The sequence below is a fragment of the Janthinobacterium sp. TND4EL3 genome (genome assembly GCF_900156175.1).
GTDB lineage: Bacteria > Pseudomonadota > Gammaproteobacteria > Burkholderiales > Burkholderiaceae_D > Janthinobacterium.
Genome location: NZ_FTMV01000025.1, coordinates 25,572 through 45,100 on the forward strand (window position 1 = coordinate 25,572; position 19,529 = coordinate 45,100).

The 19,529-nt window shown below is 65.5% G+C and carries 15 protein-coding genes; 9 read left to right on the plus strand and 6 right to left on the minus strand.

Going from position 1 to position 19,529, the window contains the following annotated elements:
- Positions 1 to 2: 2 nt before the first annotated feature.
- From BXA07_RS26620 to hemC, 4 genes are read right to left on the minus strand one after another with little or no spacing between them, the layout of a single operon-like run.
- Positions 3 to 1,199 carry a heme biosynthesis protein HemY gene (locus BXA07_RS26620; RefSeq protein WP_076572540.1) on the minus strand — a complete coding sequence of 399 codons (1,197 nt, stop codon included), beginning with the start codon at positions 1,197 to 1,199 and terminating at the stop codon, positions 3 to 5.
- Positions 1,200 to 1,203: 4 nt separating this feature from the next.
- Complete coding sequence (locus tag BXA07_RS26625; RefSeq protein WP_076572542.1) at positions 1,204 to 2,352, minus strand: uroporphyrinogen-III C-methyltransferase; 1,149 nt, start codon at positions 2,350 to 2,352, stop codon at positions 1,204 to 1,206.
- The gene (locus tag BXA07_RS26630; RefSeq protein ID WP_076572570.1) at positions 2,349 to 3,131 is read right to left on the minus strand and encodes a uroporphyrinogen-III synthase; all 783 of its coding nucleotides are present in this window, start codon (positions 3,129 to 3,131) and stop codon (positions 2,349 to 2,351) included. Before BXA07_RS26630 ends, BXA07_RS26625 begins: the two co-directional genes overlap by 4 nt.
- A complete protein-coding gene (gene hemC / locus BXA07_RS26635) occupies positions 3,124 to 4,104 on the minus strand; it encodes a hydroxymethylbilane synthase (RefSeq protein WP_076572544.1) in 981 nt (326 codons plus the stop codon). The genes BXA07_RS26630 and hemC overlap by 8 nt, the downstream gene beginning before the upstream one ends.
- A gap of 266 nt (positions 4,105 to 4,370) precedes the next feature.
- Here hemC and ppc point away from each other — a divergent pair, with 266 nt between their 5' ends.
- From ppc to BXA07_RS26655, 3 genes are all read left to right on the plus strand, one after another.
- Positions 4,371 to 7,211, plus strand: a complete 2,841-nt coding sequence (ppc, locus tag BXA07_RS26640; protein ID WP_076572546.1) for a phosphoenolpyruvate carboxylase — start codon at positions 4,371 to 4,373, stop codon at positions 7,209 to 7,211.
- A gap of 178 nt (positions 7,212 to 7,389) precedes the next feature.
- A complete protein-coding gene (locus BXA07_RS26650; protein ID WP_170909748.1) occupies positions 7,390 to 9,150 on the plus strand; it encodes a PAS domain-containing sensor histidine kinase in 1,761 nt (586 codons plus the stop codon).
- A gap of 92 nt (positions 9,151 to 9,242) precedes the next feature.
- Positions 9,243 to 10,382 carry a hypothetical protein gene (locus BXA07_RS26655; RefSeq protein WP_076572548.1) on the plus strand — a complete coding sequence of 380 codons (1,140 nt, stop codon included), beginning with the start codon at positions 9,243 to 9,245 and terminating at the stop codon, positions 10,380 to 10,382.
- A gap of 62 nt (positions 10,383 to 10,444) precedes the next feature.
- Here BXA07_RS26655 and rpoD read toward each other — a convergent pair whose 3' ends face one another.
- The gene (rpoD, locus tag BXA07_RS26660) at positions 10,445 to 12,952 is read right to left on the minus strand and encodes an RNA polymerase sigma factor RpoD (protein WP_076572550.1); all 2,508 of its coding nucleotides are present in this window, start codon (positions 12,950 to 12,952) and stop codon (positions 10,445 to 10,447) included.
- Between the two features lie 561 nt (positions 12,953 to 13,513).
- On the opposite strand from rpoD, the gene BXA07_RS26665 reads away from it, so the two are divergent.
- The 3 genes from BXA07_RS26665 to BXA07_RS26675 are packed head-to-tail and all read left to right on the plus strand — an operon-like array spanning position 13,514 to position 15,116.
- Positions 13,514 to 14,023, plus strand: coding sequence for a ProQ/FINO family protein (locus BXA07_RS26665; protein ID WP_083708565.1), 510 nt, complete (start codon positions 13,514 to 13,516; stop codon positions 14,021 to 14,023).
- Positions 14,024 to 14,032: 9 nt separating this feature from the next.
- Positions 14,033 to 14,674, plus strand: a complete 642-nt coding sequence (locus BXA07_RS26670; protein WP_076572551.1) for a 3'-5' exonuclease — start codon at positions 14,033 to 14,035, stop codon at positions 14,672 to 14,674.
- A 13-nt stretch (positions 14,675 to 14,687) separates the two neighbouring features.
- The gene (locus BXA07_RS26675; protein WP_076572553.1) at positions 14,688 to 15,116 is read left to right on the plus strand and encodes an SMI1/KNR4 family protein; all 429 of its coding nucleotides are present in this window, start codon (positions 14,688 to 14,690) and stop codon (positions 15,114 to 15,116) included.
- On the opposite strand, the gene BXA07_RS26680 is transcribed toward BXA07_RS26675, so the two are convergent.
- Entirely contained in the window at positions 15,113 to 16,549 is a 1,437-nt protein-coding gene (locus BXA07_RS26680) for an aminotransferase-like domain-containing protein (protein ID WP_076572555.1), read from the minus strand. The two genes, BXA07_RS26675 and BXA07_RS26680, sit on opposite strands and share 4 nt — an antisense overlap.
- Before the next feature lie 152 nt (positions 16,550 to 16,701).
- On the opposite strand from BXA07_RS26680, the gene BXA07_RS26685 reads away from it, so the two are divergent.
- The 3 genes from BXA07_RS26685 to BXA07_RS26695 form a co-directional block, all read left to right on the plus strand.
- Complete coding sequence (locus BXA07_RS26685) at positions 16,702 to 17,424, plus strand: c-type cytochrome (RefSeq protein ID WP_139335787.1); 723 nt, start codon at positions 16,702 to 16,704, stop codon at positions 17,422 to 17,424.
- Positions 17,421 to 18,695, plus strand: coding sequence for a c-type cytochrome (locus BXA07_RS26690; RefSeq protein ID WP_076572560.1), 1,275 nt, complete (start codon positions 17,421 to 17,423; stop codon positions 18,693 to 18,695). The genes BXA07_RS26685 and BXA07_RS26690 overlap by 4 nt, the downstream gene beginning before the upstream one ends.
- A 202-nt stretch (positions 18,696 to 18,897) precedes the next feature.
- On the plus strand, positions 18,898 to 19,529 hold a 632-nt coding region (locus BXA07_RS26695; RefSeq protein ID WP_076572562.1), incomplete at its 3' end, for an IS1595 family transposase.

Below are 19,529 nucleotides of genomic sequence, written 5' to 3' on the forward strand. Positions count from 1 at the left end.
TCTTACAGAATTGTTGCTAAAGCGCACTGCCGGTAATGCGCGGCAGCCTGCTCCGTTTGCTGCAAGGCATCGTGCATCTGCGCCAGCTTCAAGTGCGCGTCGCGCACCATCTGCGGCTCGTTCGCGTCCGACAAAGCCTGCTCCAGGTGGCGCTGCGCCTTGCCCCATAGTTTTTGCTTGAGGCACAGGGAACCGAGGGTCAGGGCCAGTTCCGCATCGAGCGGGCGCTGCTTCAGCCACTGTTCGCAATGCTCGATCTGCAGCAGCAGGGCCGGCGTGCCGGCCGGCGCCGCCGCTTCGCGGTAGGCGCGCACGACGCGCTCGTCCCAGTCGGCCGCCAGCGACTCTTCGCACACGAGGCGCGCTTCGTCGTGCAGGCCGCGCGCATTCAGGGCCGTGGCGGCGCGGCAGGCGATGTAGGGCTTGACGCGGTCGGCGCTTGGCACGGTGGACCACACGCGCATCAGCGACTCGGCGTCATGCGTGGGGTCGGACAGCAAATGGTCGTAGGCCAGCTCGCGCAGGCGCGACGACAGGGCCGGATGCAGGGCGCGGTGCTTGTCGAGCGAACGCACGAGGCGCAGCACTTCGGGCCAGTTCTTCGCCTGCTGTTCGGCTTTCAGCGACCATTGCAGCGCATGGATATGGCGCGTGCCGCTGGCATTGAGTTCGCGCACGGCCGCCAGGGCCGCTTCCGGCTGGTGGTCGTCGACCAGCAATTCCGTCACCGTCATCAGACGGGCCGTCTTCAGGCTGGCGTCGCCTTCGACGCGGGCCAGCCAGCTGTCGCGGCGCTCGGACTGGCGCATGCGGTGGGCGGCGCGCGCGCCGATCAGCGCGGCCAGGCCGGCGTTCTCGTCCAGCTCGGCGGCGCGCAAGGCAGCTTTTTCCGCATGGCCGAAACGGCCTTCGAACAGGGCTTTCAGGGCTTCGCGCAAGCCCTTGTTGCCGTCGCGCTCACGCTTGCGCTGGCGGTAGGCGGCCACTTGCGCCGGCATGCGCACGGTGGCGCGCACGGCGCGCACGAGCAGGTACAGCAGCACGAACAGCACGACCTGCAGCAGCAGGAAGAAGTTCAGCGACAAATCGATGCGGTACGGCGGATAAAACAGCACCACGTTGCCAGGATTAAAACGGGCCGTCACGGCGATACCGATCGCCGCGGCCATCAGGGCGAGTAACCAGAGAAATAGACGCATGGGCTCAGGACTTCGCTTTGTAGTTGCGCACAGCCGTCAGGCTGTCGGACAAGGTTGGCATTTCGATGGCCAGGTTGCTGCCCTGCACCTGGCGCAACAGGGCTTGCGCCGTCTGCGTGCCCTTGGCGCGCGTGTCGAAATACTTGGCCAGCGCATCCTGGGCGGCGATCAAGTCGTTGCGGAACGCGGTTTCATTGCGCGACAACAAGGCCATGCGGGCGTTCAGCAGGCGCAGCTTGACGTTTTCGCGCAAGAAATACGACTGCGTCGGCGACAGCATCAGCGCTTCCGGCGTATCGACCCGGCGGATGCGGATCAATTGACGCACGTCATCCCACATGTCTCCGCTCCAGGTATTGAAGCCGTCGCGCACTTTCTGCAGCAGCGGCTCGGGCGCCGGCGGCCCCACCAGCTTGCCGCTGGCATCGCGCACGTGCTTGGCCTTGCCCGGTTTTTCCGGCGCGGCCGGCAGGGCCGGCGTTTCATCGGACAGCATGGGCAAGGCGTCGATCTGGGCGATCACGGCGTCGAGGCGCAAGGCCACGCCTGTCGAATCGACGCTGGGCAGGGCCTTGAGTTTTTCCATGTCGCGGCCGATGGCGCGGCGGATGGTGATGAATTGCGGCTTGTCCGAGCGCGACAGGCTGCGGTCCGCGTTTTGCAGGGCGATCAGCGCGCCCGGCACATTGCCTGCCAGTTGCAGCTGCTGGCTGGCCGTCGACAGTACTTGCTCGATTTCCGTCAGCGCCCACTCGTCGCGGTTCTTCGACAAGTCGTTGTACAGTTGTTCCAGCGCAAGCTGCTGGCTCTGGGTTTCGCTCTGGCGGTTTTCCAGCGCGCCCACCTTGATCTGCAGCTCTTTCGTGCCTTCTTGCACGTTGCGCGCCAGCACGCCCGTTTCGGCATTGCTGACATCGCCCTTTTGCAGGCGCTTGGCCACTTCTTCGCGCAAGTTACGGATCTGCTTGCTGGTCGACCAGCTTTGCGCCGCCAGCAGCACGGCCAGCACGATGACGGCGATGCTCATGGGCTTTTGCAGCTGTTCGAGCAAGCCCGGCGCGCGGCCAGGAGGTTGGTCGGCCGCCTGCGGCGCCGTCTTCACGGCGCTGCCAGGCGTTGCATTCGGTTCGGAGAGTGTAGGCATTTCGTTCATGGTCGTGATTGTAACGCGGCGAGCACTCCTGCGTCGCCTGATCCTGTCAGGGTGACCCGGGCAAAACCCAGGGCGGCCGCCGTTTGGGCAATGCGGGCGTGCGGCACGATCAGATGCTGCTGTTGCATTTTTGCAACAGCCAGCGTGTCATCGCCCATTTCAGCGAGCAGCGCCAGCAGGCCACGCAGCGCTTCCGAGCTGGTGATGATCCAGTCATTATTATGCTGCAACAAGCTTTCCAGGGTCGCCCGCAAGGCGGGCGTCAGCCTGGGCACCTGGCGGCGGTACGCCGTGACGAACTCGACTTCGGCGCCGGCCGCGCGCAAGCCGTCGGCCAGGTAATCGCGTCCGCCGTCGCCGCGCACGATGAGCACGCGCTTGCCGCGCAGGGCCGGCAAGTCCAGCGCCAGCAACAGATGTTCGGAATCGCTGCGCGCCGTGTCGAGCGGACTGGTGATGGTCGCGTTGGCGGCAGTGACGCCGTGCGCGGCCAGCGCCATCCGGCTGCCCTCGCCCACCACGGCCAGCGGCACGCCGGGCGGCCAGGCGGCCAGGTGCGCAAAGACGCAATCGATGGCATTCGGCGAGACGAAGGCCACCAGGTCATACTGCGCCAGGCGCGCCAGCACGGCCTGCAGCCGCGCGCCTTCCTCTTCGCCATCGAGCGCGTGGATTTCCAGCAGCGGCAGCAGGGTCACCGGCAAGCCCAGGGCCGCGATCCGCGCGGCCAGCGGCCCCGCTTGCGCCGCGGGCCGCGTGATCACCACGCTGTCAGGCATGCGGCGCCAGGCCTTCATGGTTGTCCGGGGTGACAGCGCACGCGGCGAGGATGCCGGCGGCATCTTGCCCGCGCAGCAGCTCGGCCACCTGTTCGCCCAGCTGTTCCGGCGCGCCGGCCGGGCCTTCGAGCTCGGCACTGGCCATGCGCGCGCCGTCCGGCGTGGCGACCATGGCGCGCAGGCGCATGTTGTCGCCCTCGACGGTGGCAAACGCGGCCAGGGGAATCTGGCAGCTGCCGCCGAAGATCTTCGACACCTTGCGCTCGGCCGTGACGGCTTGCGCCGTGGCCAGGTGGTTCAGCGGCGCCAGCACGGCCGCCAGGTCGACGCCGTCCGCGCGCCCGGCGCGGATTTCGATGGCCATGGCGCCCTGGCCGGCGGCCGGCAGGCTGTCTTCCGGTGCAAGCACGGCGCGGATGCGCGACGCCAGGCCCAGGCGCTTCAGGCCGGCGGCGGCCAGGATGATGGCCGCGTAATCGCCACGGTCGAGCTTGCCCAGGCGCGTGTCGAGGTTGCCGCGCAGGGGCAGAATCGTCAGGTGCGGATAGCGCGCGGCGATCAGCGACTGGCGGCGCAGGCTGCTCGTGCCGACGACGGCGCCGTGCGGCAGCTCGGCCAGGCTGGCGTAATCGTTGGACACGAACGCGTCGCGCGGGTCTTCGCGCTCGAGGATGGCGGCCAGCGCAAAGCCCTGCGGCAATTCCATCGGCACGTCCTTGAGCGAATGCACGGCCAGGTCGGCGCGTCCCTCGTCCATCGCCACTTCCAGTTCCTTGACGAACAAGCCCTTGCCGCCTACCTTGGACAGGGCGCGGTCGAGAATCTGGTCGCCGCGTGTGGTCATGCCGAGAATTTCAACGCTACACTGCGGATAGAGTGCGGCCAGGCGCGCGCGCACATGTTCAGCTTGCCACATGGCAAGACGGCTCTCGCGCGTGGCGATCACCAGCCGGGAAGGAATATTCTGGGTCAATTCGGATGCTTTCAAAACAAGGCTCTTTCGCTATCGTAGTCGTTATCATTAACCGTTATCGTTGCCATTTCGCCGACGCGATATCTAAATGTATCGAAATGACGCCCATCGTCGCTATAATCGTTATCCCTTTGCCTATACGGCCAAGTCAGGCTAGCGTCCATGTTGAAGACCACAAATTTTATCATGCGCCCCCTCCCCTCTGCGGCTAAAAGCCCGGTGCGATCCTCTTTCCTTTGCTTTTACACCTACTTTGGTTCTTTATTATGCTCAATGACGCAGTAGCACCAGAAACAGCCTCCCCGGCCAGCCCCGACAAGGACGCGCCGCTGAAAGAAGACATCCGCCTGCTGGGCCGCCTGCTGGGCGACGTGCTGCGCGAACAGGAAGGCGACGCCGTCTTCCATGTGGTGGAAACCATACGCCAGACGTCCGTGCGCTTCCGCCGCGAAGCGGACGCGGGCGCCGCCCTGGAGCTGGACGCCATGCTCAAGGAACTGAGCCGCGAACAGACGATTTCCGTCGTGCGCGCCTTTTCCTACTTTTCGCACCTGGCCAACATTGCGGAAGATCAACACCACATCCGCCGCCGCCGCGCCCACCTGCTGGCCGGCTCCCCGGCGCAAAAGGGCAGCGTCAGCTTCGCGCTGAAAAAGCTGCGCGCCGCCGGCGTGCCGCGCGCCACCGTCGACACGTTCTTCCAGGACGCGCTGATCGCGCCCGTGCTGACGGCCCACCCGACGGAAGTGCAGCGCAAGAGCATCCTCGATGCCGAGCACGACATCGCCCGCCTGCTGGCCGAGCGCGACCTGCCCCTGACGCCGAAGGAACGCCTGGCCAACATGCAGCTGCTGCGCTCGCGCGTATCGACGCTGTGGCAGACGCGCATGCTGCGCTATTCCAAGTTGACGGTGGCCGACGAAATCGAAAACGCCCTGTCCTACTACCGCATCACCTTCCTGCGCGAACTGCCGGGCCTGTATGACGACATCGAGGACGACATCGCCGCCGAATACCCGAACGGCGAAGGCACGGTCGAGCCCATCAATGCCGCCTACGTGCAGATGGGCAGCTGGATCGGCGGCGACCGCGACGGCAACCCGAACGTCAACGCGGGCACCATGCAGCATGCGCTGGCGCGCCACGCCACCACCATCCTCGACTTTTACCTCGACGAAGTGCACGCGCTGGGCGCGGAACTGTCCGTCTCGACCCTGATGGTGGGCGTGAGCGCGGAACTGCAGGCGCTGGCCGACCAGTCGCCGGACGCCTCGCCGCACCGCAGCGACGAACCGTACCGCCGCGCCCTGATCGGCATCTATGCGCGCCTGGCCGCCACGGCCCGCGCGCTGGGCGCCACCAACATCCTGCGCAAGGAAGTGGGCGCGGCCGCCGCCTATCCGGACGCGGCCGCCTTCGTCGCCGACCTGCGCACCATCGTCGCCTCGCTCGAAGCGCACCACGGCGCGGCTCTCGTGCGCCCGCGCCTGGCCACCCTGGCGCGCGCGGCCGACATCTTCGGCTTCCACCTGGCCTCGCTCGACATGCGCCAGACTTCCGACGTGCACGAGCGCGTGCTGGCCGACCTGTTCGCCAAGAGCGGCGTGGCGGCCGACTACACGGCCCTGTCCGAGGAAGACAAGCAGGCGCTGCTGCTGAGCGAACTGGCCCAGCCGCGCTTGCTGTACTCGCCCTATATCAGCTACGCCACGGAAACGGATTCCGAGCTGGCGATTTTGCGCGCGGCGCGCGACATCCGCCAGCGCTACGGCGCGCGGGCGATTCGCAACTACATCATCTCGCACACGGAAACCGTGTCCGACCTGCTGGAAGTGTTGCTGCTGCAAAAAGAAACGGGCTTGCTGCGCACCGACTGGCAAGCGGGCGACAGCACGTGCGAGCTGATGGTCATCCCCCTGTTCGAAACGATCCCCGACCTGCAGCGCGCGGCCGGCATCATGAGCCAGCTCATGGCCTTGCCGCTGGTCAAACAATTGATCGCCAAGCAGGGACAGCTGCAGGAAGTCATGCTCGGCTATTCCGATTCGAACAAGGATGGCGGCTTCCTCACGTCGAACTGGGAACTGTACAAGGCGGAACTGGCGCTCGTGGCCGACTTCCGGAAGGCCGGCGTCAAGCTGCGCCTGTTCCATGGCCGCGGCGGCACCGTGGGCCGTGGCGGCGGACCCAGCTACGAAGCCATCCTGGCCCAGCCGCCGGGCACCGTCAACGGCCAGATCCGCCTGACGGAGCAGGGCGAAATCATCGCCTCGAAGTTTTCCAACGCGGAAATCGGCCGGCGCAACCTGGAACTGCTCGTCGCCGCGACCCTGGAAGCGAGCCTGGCGCCGCAGGAAGCCAATCCGGCCCGCAACAGCCAGCTGGCGCAGTTCGAAGCCGTGATGGCGCAGCTGTCGGACCTGGCCTACCACGCCTACCGCCACCTCGTGTATGAAACGCCGGGCTTTACGGAATATTTCTTCTCGGCTACGCCGATTGCGGAAATCGCCGAACTGAACCTCGGTTCGCGGCCCGCCTCGCGCAAGGCCAACCAGCGCATCGAAGACTTGCGCGCCATTCCCTGGGGCTTTTCCTGGGGCCAGTGCCGTTTGCTGCTGCCGGGCTGGTTCGGCTTCGGCAGCGCCATCGCGGCCTGGATCAACGATGGCGAACCGGCGTCGAAAGATGACAGAATCGCCACCCTGCGCGCCATGTACGCCGAATGGCCGTTCTTTGCCACCCTGCTGTCGAACATGGACATGGTGCTGGCCAAGACGGACCTGGCCATCGCCTCGCGCTATGCGGAACTGGTGGCGGACCACGACTTGCGCGAACGCATCTACAAGCGCATCACGGACGAGCACGGCAACACCCTGCGCTGCCTGGAGCTGATCACCGGCAACACCGAGCGCCTGGCCGGCAATCCGCTGCTGGCCCGCTCGATCCAGAACCGCTTCGCCTACCTCGATCCGCTGAACCACTTGCAGGTGGAATTGATCAAGCGCAACCGCGCCCTGTCGGCGGAAAGCCGCATCGACGAGCGCGTCCACCGCGGCATCCAGCTGTCGATCAACGGCGTGGCGGCCGGCCTGCGCAACACGGGCTGATCGCGCCACATTTCCATGGGCACGCAGGGGCCGGCGCCGCAAGGGCCGGCCCTTTTTGCTTTCCCAATGGAAAAATATTCTCAATAAAGCAACATTTGGTATTACACTAGCGTCGGATATTTTCCCCACTCCGGCGCCACGCGCACCGCAGCGGTCAACCATGACGCCAGGGGCGCGGATGAGTAAATGGTCGATTGAAACCTTGAGTGCGGCATGCGCGGCCCTCGTCCTGGTGATGTTGGGCTGGCTGGCGGGCGCGGCCTGGCAGGAGCTCGATTTCTGGGAGCATGTCTGGCTGTCGCTGCTGCTGGCGGCCTCCGCCGGCACGGCCATGTGGCTGATGCGCAAGCTGCGGACCCACCTCGCCAGCACGCGCAAGCTGCTCGACGCCAGCACCATGCGCTACCGCGACCTGAGCGAGGCGGCGCAGGACGGCATGTGGCAAACGGATGCCCAAGGCACGATATTGCACGTCAACGAGCGCCTGTGCGACATGCTGGGCACGCGGGCGGAAGACCTGCTGGGCCACAAGATGAGCGAATTCCACGATGAGGCGACCATACGGCGCCTGTGTCCGCTGCTGCGCGCGCAGGAACACAGCTGCATGGGCGAACTGCAGTACTGGCACAGCGACGGCACGCAGCGCTGGGCCATGATCAGCGGACGCTGCCTGTACGACCGGCAGGGCATGCTGACGGGCGCCCTCGTGCTGGCCAGCGACATCACCGAGCAGAAGCGGGCCGAACACGCCTTGAGCGTCGCCCATGCGGAGCTGGAAAGCCGCGTGGCCCTGCGCACGGCCCAGCTGCAGGACGTAAACGCGCGCCTGTCGGCCGAAATCGCCATGCGCGCGCAGACGGAAGCGGCGCTGGCGCGCAGCGAAGAGCGGCTGCAGGACATCATTTCCATGATGCCCCTGTCGCTGTTCCTGAAAGATGCCGAGTCGCGCATCGTGCTGATGAACGAGGCCTGCGAGCAGCAATGGGGCGTGCGCCAGCAAGACATCGCCGATGGGCGCGACCTGCAGCACTTTCCCAGCGACCAGAACGTGGGCTTCCAGGCGGCGGACCAGGAAGCATTCGCCAGCGGCCAGGTGGTGATCCGCGAAGAGCTGGTATGGAATGCGCAGCTGCAGGAAAACCGGCGGGTGCAGACGCACAAGAAACCCGTGTTCGACGCCGAGGGCCGGCCGCAGATGATCATCGCCATGGCCATCGACATCACGGAAAGCAAGCGCAACGAGGAAAAACTGCAGCGCTCCCTGGCCCAGCTGCGCGAACTGTCCGACCACCAGCAGACCATCAAGGAAGAGGAACGCCGGCGCATCGCGCTCGACATCCATGACGACCTGGGGCAGAACCTGATGGTGCTGCGCATCGACGTGTCGCTGCTGCACGCGCGCACGGCCACCTCGCATCCGCGCCTGCACCGCCACGCCCAGCGCGTGCTCGACACCCTCGACACCACCATCCGCTCCGTGCGCGCCATCATCAATGACTTGCACCCGAGCACACTGGAACTGGGCCTGGGACCGGCCGCCGAATGGCTGATACGGCAGATGGAGGGCCGCGGCGCCATCCGCTACCGGCTCAAGATCAGCAGCGAGGCGCCCGACCTGGGCCTGGACCAGCGCCAGACGTCGGCCATCTTCCGCGTGCTGCAGGAATCGCTGTCGAACATCGTGCGCCACGCCCAGGCCAGCGAAGTGGACGTGGCGCTGGCGCAGGATGCGCACGCCATCATGCTGCGCATCAGCGACAACGGCATCGGCATGCAGCCGGGCGACGACGGCAAGCAGGCCGCCTTCGGCCTGAAGAGCATACGCGAGCGCGTCCACGCGCTGGGCGGCGAACTGCGCATCGACAGCCAGGCGGGCCGGGGCACGGCGCTGGCCATCCACCTGCCGCAGGCCAGGGAAAGCGTGGCGGAACGATCGTAATGAAACAGAAATATTACTAAAAATAGTAGTAAATTATGTATGCATTTGCGGCATAAAAAAGTATAGTGAGTTTTTTCTTTAGGGAAACTATCATGCCGCCACGGTCTTGCTGCGTCTCCGCCCCACTGCTCGGTCTGCTCCTGCTGGCCACCCTCCCCTCCGCCAGCGCCGCCATCCATGCCGAACACGGCTTTGGCGAAAAGGATGGCAATGGCAGCATCGCCTCGGACCTGAATCCGGCCGGGCTGGTGGCCGGCATCATCCTTGAGGAAGAGGGTCGGCGCCGCGCCGTGACCTACCAGCACGGCCGCATCCGCGAACTCGGCACGCTGGGCGGCCATGAAGGTTTCACCAAGGCCATCAACATGCATGGCGTGGTGGTGGGATCGGCGCAGACGGCCAGCGGCGCCTGGCACGCCTTCCGCTACGACGCGGCGGGCGGCATGCGCGACCTGGGCACCCTGGGCGGCAACAGCAGCTACGCCACGGCCATCACGGGCGGCGGCCAGGTGGCCGGCTATGCCGACACCAGCGGCGGCGATTTCCACGCCTTTGTCACGCAGGCCGACCACAGCCTGCAAGACCTGGGCACCCTGGGCGGCGCCAGCAGCTATGCCAGCGGGGTGAACAGCCATGGCGTGGTGGTGGGCACGGCACAGCGCGAAGATGGCTACCGCCGCGCCTTCGTCTACCGCCCCGGCACGGGCATGCAGGAAATCGGCACCCTGCCCGGCGGACGCATCAGCTCGGCCACGGCCGTCAACGACGCGGGCCTGGTCGTGGGCGCCTCGGAAACGGAGAAGCGCCGCTGGCATGCGTTCGCCTGGGACGGCAAGCGCATGCTCGACCTGGGCGCCATGATAGGCCAGGGCGACAGCTACGCCACGGCCGTCAACGCGGCCGGCCACGTCGTCGGCAGCGTCAGCATCAACGGCTTCGAGCCGATGACGTTCGTCTACAAGGACGGCGTGATGACGGTGCGCCGCCGCGACGACGGACTGTACCTGACCAACAAGATCACGGACGCCGGCCTGGTCGTGGGCGCCGTCTACACGGGGCACAAATTCCAGGCCTTCGCCGTGCCGTCGCAAGCGTCGCCGGCACCGCCGCGCAGCAATCCGCTGGACTGGCTGGCCATCACCTTCCTCATCGGCGCCAGCGGCGTGGCGCTGTACAAATTGCAGCGCAACTACCGCATGGGCCTGCTGGGCGCGCGCACGCGTTTCATGTAGTCCACGGCAGTACAGGCGAAAAAAAAGAGGCTTGCGCCTCTTTTTTCTTGCCTGCTGACCGCTTAGTTCTGTGTCAGGAACGTTTTCAGCTTGTCCGAACGCGAAGGCTGGCGCAGCTTGCTCATGGCTTTCGCTTCGATCTGGCGGATGCGCTCGCGCGTCACGTCGAACTGCTTGCCCACTTCTTCCAGGGTGTGGTCGTTCGACATTTCCACGCCGTAACGCATGCGCAGCACCTTCGCTTCGCGCGGCGTCAGGGAGTCCAGCACTTCCTTGATCACGTTGCGCATCGAGGCGTGCAGCGCGGCGTCCAGCGGCGCCAGCGTCGTGTTGTCTTCGATGAAGTCGCCCAGTTGCGAATCGCCATCTTCGCCCATCGGCGTTTCCATGGAAATCGGCTCTTTGGCGATCTTCATGATCTCGCGCACCTTGTTTTCCGGCATTTCCATCTTGACGGCCAGGGTCGCCAGGTCCGGCTCGCTGCCCGTTTCCTGCATGATCTGGCGCGAGATGCGGTTCATCTTGTTGATCGTTTCGATCATGTGCACCGGCACGCGGATGGTGCGGGCCATGTCGGCGATCGAACGCGTGATGGCCTGGCGGATCCACCAGGTGGCGTAGGTCGAGAACTTGTAGCCGCGGCGGTATTCGAATTTATCGACGGCCTTCAGCAGGCCGATGTTGCCTTCCTGGATCAAATCGAGGAATTGCAGGCCGCGGTTGATGTATTTCTTGGCGATCGAGATGACCAGGCGCAAGTTGGCCACCGTCATTTCGCGTTTCGCGTGACGGGCGCGCTTTTCGCCGGCAGCCATCTGCTTGTTGATCTTGCGCAAATCCGCCAGCGGCAGGGCCACGCGCGCTTGCAGGTCGATCATCTTCTTTTGCAGTTCCTTGACGGCAGGCACGTTACGGCTGAGGATGGCGCTGTACGGATACTTGCAATCGACTTCGCGGTCGACCCATTCCAGGTCGCATTCATTGCCCGGGAATACCTTGATGAAGTGGGCGCGCGGCATGCCGCATTTGTTCACGCACAGTTCCAGCACGGCGCGCTCGATGTGGCGCACTTCTTCCATCTGGCCGCGCAGGGTGTCGCACAGCTTTTCGACGACCTTGGCCGTGAAGCGGATGCCCAGCAATTCCTGCGAAATGGCTTCCTGCGCCTTGACGTAGGCTTTCGAGTTGTAGCCCTCGGGCGCCTTGCGCATCTTGTCGTACTGCGTGGAAATGACGGCAAACTTTTCCAGCGCATTCTTTTTCAGCTGCGCCAGCTGCTCGCTGGAGAAACCGGCCGCGCCGCCATTGGCGTCGCCGTCTTCTTCCTCGGCTTCTTCTTCCTCTTCCTCGTCGTCGCTCGCAGCGGCGGGCGCGGCGGCAGCGGCCGGGGCCGGGGCATTGCTTTCGTTCAAATCGACAAAGCCGTCGACCACTTCATCGACCTTGATTTCATCGCGCGCGATTTTTTGCGACAGCGCAACGATTTCGCCGATGGTGGTCGGGCAGGCGGAAATGGCCTGGATCATGTCCTTCAGGCCGCCTTCGATGCGCTTGGCGATCTCGATCTCGCCTTCCCGCGTCAGCAGCGCCACGGCGCCCATTTCACGCATGTACATGCGCACGGGGTCGGTGGTGCGGCCGAAGTCGGAGTCGACGGTCGACAGGGCGGTCGCAGCGGCCGCTTCCACTTCATCGTCGCTGGTGACGGTGGCGACGTTGTCTGTCAGCAACAGGCTTTCCGCGTCAGGGGCGCGCTCGTAGACGGCGATGCCCATGTCGTTGAAGGTGGCGATGATGCCTTCGATGGCTTCCGGATCGATGATGTTTTCCGGCAATTGGTCATTGATCTCGGCATAGGTGAGGAAACCGCGTTCCTTGCCCATGTTGATCAGGCCCGTGATCTGCTTGCGGCGGCGTTCCAGGTCCGCTGCCGACGCTTCCGGATCGCCCAGTGCGTCCGCCAGGCCGCCCTTGGCCTTGCGGTCGCGCGCTTTCGAGACGGCCTTCAGTTCGGCCCGCTCGACGGCGTTCAGCGCTGCCACTTCATCGTTTTCCGGCGTGAATTCGCTCGGTTTGCGGCCGCGGCGGCCTGGCACCTTGACGGTCGGCAAGAAATAATTCGAGGTGTCGATGGCGGCCAGGGCGTCGGCGTCCGTGGTCTTGCTGACGATTTGCGCGCCAGAAATAATGGTCACGGGCGCCGGTTCCACCTTGGCGCGCACGACCTTCGAACGGGCAGCCGTCACCACCTTATTCGTGGCGGCGCTCTCGCTGACCTTGCGTGGCGCGGCCGGAGCCTTGACGCCCGGGGCGATCTTCACGCTCGGCGCCTTGGCGGGCGCCGCTTCGGCTGCTTCGACAGCCGTCTCGGCCGGCGGCACGGCGGCCAGGCGCGAACGGCTTTTCTTCACCACGGTGACGACGGTCGGCGCCGTCGTGACGGTGGCTTCCGGATTCGCTTGCGCATTATCGATGAAGTAAGATAAAGTCGTTTTGGGTACGGCAAGTGGCGCCGCGGCTGGGCGTGGCGCCTTGGCGGACAACGTTAAAGTTTTTGGCGTATTCTTCATGAGATATCTCTTAATGCGAGACCAGATGGTGTCGGCGCGAAGTGAATGATTCCACCTAAGCCTGCGAAACCGGACTCGATGGAGCGTATTGTTGCGGCTGCCGTCAAGGGCAGCGGCGCCTGTCTATCGGGACGTTCATAGCCCGCGCATCCAGCGGCGGCGGGGCCGAAGCCTGATCAGATAAATAAGCGATGTACATTGCGGAATGAAAAAAAGCCCGTACCAGAACGGGCTTGAATCTATTGTTGTTCAGTGAAGACACAGCGGAGAGCAAGATTATGCACGAAGGCCAGTTATCTGGATAATTGATAAGCAAAATATCTGATATCAAAAATATCAATAATGATGGCCCTGCACCGCACTGCTCCTATCCCCTGCACACCTGAGCCAGACCATCAAACCTGGGGTCCGGTCATCAGCGCAAGCGGACATTATACACATTTCCCGCATTTCGCGCTGTGTCCGCTGTAGTACGGACCCGTCTATCTCTGCGCAAGTTGCCAAAAAAGACAATGCACTTGCCTGTGGCGCGTGCTATGCTCCCCTTTTATAGCCCAACCAATGATGTCGATGACCAGCTCCACGCCAGACCAGCAAGCCACCCCTCCTGACACGCCAGTCGATGCAGCCCCAGCGGCGGCACCGGCCGCGGCCGCCACGCCGGCGCCAGCCGGCCTGACCGCGCGCGCCCTGCTGAAACAGTTCCAGGAGCAATTCCCGCCGTTCCGCGACTGCCTGCCCTTGTCCATCGGTATCGACAAGCAGATCCTGGCCCGCCTGCCGGACCTGGACCGCAAGCTGATGCGCACGGCGCTGGGCATCCACACGGGTTCGCTGCGCTACCTGCGCGTGATGGAAAAAGCCAAGGTACGCTACGACCTCGACGGCACGGCCGGCGCGGAAGTGACGCAAACCCACCGCGACCACGCCACGCAAGTGCTGCAGCAGCGCTTCAAGAAGGAAGCCGAGCGCAAGAAAGCCGAGCGCGACGCGGCCGCCGCCGAAGAAGCGAACCGTTTGCGCCTGGAAAAACTGAATCAGCTGACCGCGAAATTCTCGCGCAAGGGCTGATCCGGTTTCATGGACACCGCTGCCGCACCGCCACTGCCGCCCTACCTGGGCATCGCCCTCGACCATGTCAAGCTGGTACGCACCAGCGACGATGCCAGGGCGGCCATGGCCGCCCTGCTGGCAGCGGACGCCATCGGCTTCGACACGGAATCGAAGCCGACTTTCGTCAAGGGTGAATCGTCCACGGGTCCGCACCTGATCCAGCTGGCCACCGACGATATCGCCTACCTGTTCCAGGTGGGCGCCACGCCGCCCCTGGCCGAACTCAAAGCCATCCTCGAATCGACCACCACCCTGAAGGTGGGCTTCGGCCTGTCCGACGACGTCAAGCGCCTGCGCAACAAGCTGGGCATTGTTCCAGCGCAAGTGCTGGACCTGTCCGTCGCCCTGCGCGGCGGCCAGCGCAACGACCTGGGCGCGAAGACGGCCGTGGCCAAGTTCTTCGGCCTGCACCTGCAAAAGTCGAAAAAGATCTCCACCACCAACTGGGCCACGTCGCGCCTGACGGAAAAGCAGATCCTGTACGCGGCCGACGATGCCCAGGTGGCCTTGCGCGTGTACCGCCGCTGGATCGCCGACGGCGGCAAGGTGGCGCCGCAAAAAGCCCCACGGACCAGCACGCCTGCGGCCACGCCACCCGCACCCGCCTGAGCCGTCCCGCAGCATGAGCAAGAGCAAGTCCATCGGCACGACGCCCGACGCGATCGCCGCCGCCGAACAGGCGCTGGGGCGAGCGCTGCCCGCTTCCTACGTGCAATGGTTATTGGTCAACAATGGCCGCGCACTGGGCGCGCTCACCCTGTTTCCCGTCTACGACGCGGACAATGCGCGCAAGACCTGGGAATCGATAGACCGCCACTACCGCGAAGGCTGGCAGGCGTGGCTGGACAACTTCGCCGGCAGCGGCGTCGATTGCGCCAGCCTGCTGCCCTTCGCGCAATTCGGCACGGGCGACTACTATTGCTTCGACTACGCCCGGATCGGGCCGTCGGGCGAGCCCACGGTCGTGCTGTGGTCGCACGAAACAGGCACCACCACGGCAGTGGCGCCCGACTTTGCTGCCTTTCTCGCCCTGCCCGGCCGTCCCGGCTAGCCTTCTTCTTCCCCGCGCGGCGCCAGTTGCTGCGCCGCCAGCCGCCCCAGCGCGGCGATGGCCGCTTCCAGCTGCGCGCTCCACGGGTGGCCGTAGTTGAGGCGGATGCAGTGGCGAAACGCGCGCGTGGCGGAAAAGATGGGGCCGGGCGCGATGCTGATGCCGGCCGCCAGCGCGCTGCGGTGCAGGGCCAGCGCATCGATGCCCACGGGCATTTCGACCCACACGAAATAGCCGCCCTGCGGCCGCGTGACCCGCGTGCCGGGCGGAAAATGCACGGCAATCGCCTGCAGCATGGTGTTTTGCTGCGCCGCCAGGGTCAGCCGCAGCTGGCGCAAATGGCGGTCGTAGCCGCCGTGCGCCAGATAGTCGGCCAGCGCCATCTGCAGCGGTATCGGCGCCGACAGGCTGGTCGTCAGCTTCAAACGCTCGACCTGGCGCGCGTAACGGCCCGCCACGGCCCAGCCCAGGCGGAAACCGGGCGCCAGCGTCTTCGAGAACGAGCTGCAATGCATGACGAGACCGGCGCTGTCATGACTTTTCGTCAGGCCGGGGCGCTGCTTGCCAAAATACAGCTCGCCATACACGTCGTCCTCGATCAGCGGCACGCCATGGCGCGCCAGCAAGCCGACCAGGGCGCGCTTCTTTTCCGGCGGCATCAGGCTGCCCAGCGGGTTCTGGAAATTCGTCATCAGCCAGCACGCCTTGGGCCGGTGGCGCTGCAGCAACTCTTCCAGCGCGGCCAGGTCGACGCCGTCACGGGGGCTGGTGGCGATCTCGACGGCCTTGAGTTCCAGCCGTTCCAGCGCCTGCAGGCAGGCATAGAAGCTGGGCGACTCGATCAGCACCGTGTCGCCGGGCCGCGTGACGGCTTGCAGGCACAGGTTCAGCGCTTCCAGCGCGCCGTTCGTGATGACGATGTCGTCGCTGGAGACCAGCACGCCGTCCTGCTGGTAGCGCAGCGCGATCTGGCGGCGCAGTTCCGCATTACCCAGGGATAAATCGGTGACCGTGCTCCATGGATCGAGGCGGCGCATGCTGGCCGACACGGCCCGCGCCAGCTTTTCCATCGGAAACAGATGCGGGCTGGGAAAAGCCGAACCGAACGGCACGATATCGCGCGCGCCGACGGCGCCCAGCACTTCGAACACAAGGTCGCTGACGTCGACGGTGGTTGTGGCATCGAGCGGGCGCGAACTGTCCGGCTCGGGCGCCAGCGCGGCCCGCTGCGGCGCCACGTAATAGCCGGAGCGGGGGCGCGAGACGATCATGCCGCGCGCTTCGAGCAGGTAATACGCCTGGAACACGGTGGACGGGCTCACGCCGCGCCGCGCATGCTGCTGCCGCACGGAGGGCAACTTGTCGCCAGGCAGCAACAGATGCGTGCTGATCATGGCGGCGACTTCTTCCGCCAATTCCTCGTATCGTTTCAACCCTGCTCCTCAAACTGATCCGTAGTTTTATTGCACAACTGATCCTGTCACAGTGACAGCACGCAGTATATGCTAGGGTAACAACATCCGGGCAGCAACACCGGGACATCATATCGACCGACGAGACAGGTTATTTTCCCATGCAACTTTCCATGCTACTGCATTCCCCCCTCGTGCTGGCCCTGGCTATCGCGCTGCCCGGCATGGCGCTGGCCGCGCCGGCCACGCTGCCAGCCGGCCACGACAGCCTGGAACAGCGCATCAAGGCATGCACGGCCTGCCATGCGCAAAAAGAGCGCCATGACGCCTTCTTCCCCCGCATCGCCGGCAAACCTTCAGGCTACCTGTACAACCAGCTGATCAATTTCCGCGAGGGAAGGCGCCACTATCCGATGATGAACTACATGGTCGAGCACTTGCCGGATGATTACCTGCGCGAAATTGCCGACTATTTTGCGGCGCAGCACCCTGCCCCGCCGCCAGCCCAGCCCAGCAGCGCCGGCACGGCGGCCCTGGCGCGCGGCAGGCAGCTGGTGCTGCAGGGCGACAGCGGGAAGAAGATTCCGGCCTGCATCGCCTGCCATGGCGAGAAGCTGGCCGGCGTGGCGCCCGCCATCCCCGGCTTGCTGGGCTTGCCGCGCGACTATATCAATGCCCAGCTGGGCGCCTGGAAGAACGGCATCCGCCGCGCCCACGCGCCCGACTGCATGGCGCAAGTGGCGCAGCGCCTGTCCGACGCGGACGTGGGCGCCGTCTCGGCCTGGCTGGGCACGCAGGTGGCCAGCGCCGACGCGCGTCCCGCCAGCGGCATCGCCCTGCCCTTGCCGCTGCATTGCGGCGGCGTGCCGGGCTCCAGCGCGCAGGTGGCGCCATGAAAAAATGGATGATCGCAGCCGGCCTCGTGCTGATCGCCGGCGGCAGCGCCAAGTTCCTGCTGTGGCCCGATGACGACATCGGCCCGCCCCCGGCCGCCAGCACCCTGAGCCAGCAACAGCTGGTGGCACGCGGCGCCTATCTGGCCAAGGCGGGCGACTGCATGGCGTGCCACACGACACGGGGCGGCGTGCCCTACGCGGGCGGACGGGCCTTGCAGACGCCGTTCGGCAAGGTGATCTCGCCCAACATCACGGCCGACAGGGAAACGGGCATCGGCAGCTGGACGGCCGACGATTTCTGGCGCGCCATCCACAACGGCAAGTCGAAGGATGGCCGCCTGCTGTATCCGGCCTTTCCGTACACCAATTACACCAAGGTGCAGCGCGAGGACAGCGACGCCCTGTACGCGTATTTCCAGAGCGTGCCGCCGCACCGGCAGGCGAACGCGCCGCACGCGCTGCGCTTTCCCTACAACCAGCAGATCGCCCTGGCGGCCTGGCGCGCGCTGTACTTCAAGCCGGGCGTGTACCAGCCGCTCACGGAAAAAAGCATGGAATGGAACCGCGGCGCCTATCTGGTGCAGGGCCTGGGCCATTGCAGCGCCTGCCATAGCAGCCGCACCACCCTGGGCGGCAGCGACGACGGCCTGTCGGGCGGCCTGATCCCCGTGCTGGGCTGGTACGCGCCGTCGCTGACGTCGGACGCGGAAGCGGGCCTGGGCGACTGGGACACGGCGCATATCGTGGAATTGCTGCAGACGGGCGTCTCGCCGCGCGCCACCGTCTTCGGCCCCATGGCCGAAGTGGTGCGGCAAAGCCTGCAGCACATGGGCACCACCGACGTGCAGGCCATGGCCGTCTACCTGAAAAGCCTGCCCGGCCCCGCGCAAGCGGCGAAAAAGGCGCCGCGCGACACGTCGGAGCAAGGCCGGCAGCAACTGGCCCTGGGCGCGAAACTGTATGAGGCGCAATGCGCAAGCTGCCACCGCGACGATGGCAAGGGCGTGCCGCCCGGCTACCCGCCGCTGGCCGGCAACCGCGCGCTGACGACGGAGTCGGCCGTGAACGCCATCCGCCTCGTGCTCAACGGCGGCTTTGCGCCGGGCACCACCGGCAACCCGCGCCCCTACGGCATGCCGCCGTTCGGCCCCGTCATGGATGATGCGGAAGTGGCGGCCGTGGTCACGTATCTGCGGGCCTCGTGGGGCAATGATGCGCCGGCCGTGTCGGCGCTGGAGGTGAATAAATACCGCAGCGTGCCGCTGGAGTAGCGCGCCTGAAAAGCGTCCATGGCGGCGTTGCATCTCCTTGCCGTACTAGTCGTACTGTCTGCGTCGATGCGCCTGGCCCTGAACGTTTTGCAGACGCGCATATGAAATGAAAAGGCTCTGTCTCCGTTAAGTAGGGGAACGCCAAGAATCTTGCTCTGCCCCGGCTGTCTGACTGTCTATATCAGACAAACAGGAGCCTTCCATGCAGCACGCCAAATGGATCCGTTTTATCGCGCAGTTTGCCCAGCTGAGCCGCCGCCAGCGGCAGGCAGGCATCGCCCTGCTGCGTGGCAACACGCCACACGACGCCACCGTCGCATTGCTTGAAAGCGTGGCGCAGCCACATTTGGCTTGTCCCGCCTGCCACAGCAGCCATGCACACCGGCACGGCCATGCGCACGGACTGCAGCGCTACCGCTGCGTGCCGTGCGGGCGCACCTTCAATGCGCTCACCGGCACGCCGCTGGCGCGCCTGCGCCATAAATCGCTGTGGCTAGCCTACGCCGATTGCCTGCTGGTATCGGCTTCCGTGCGCCAGGCAGCGCGACAACTGAACGTGCACCGCAACACCGCCTTTCGCTGGCGCCACCGGTTTTTGACGCTCGCCAGGACGGACCGGCCGCTGTGCCTGCACGGCATCGCCGAGGCCGACGAGCTGTATCTGCTGGAATCGGAAAAGGGATCCAGGCATCTGACGCGTCCGGCACGCCGCCGGGGCGGCCACGCCCGCCAGCGCGGCATTTCCAGTGAACAAGTCTGCATCGTGGTGGCGCGCGACCGCACGGGACAAACCCTCGATTTCGTCACGGGAAAAGGGGCGCTGACCAAGGTGCA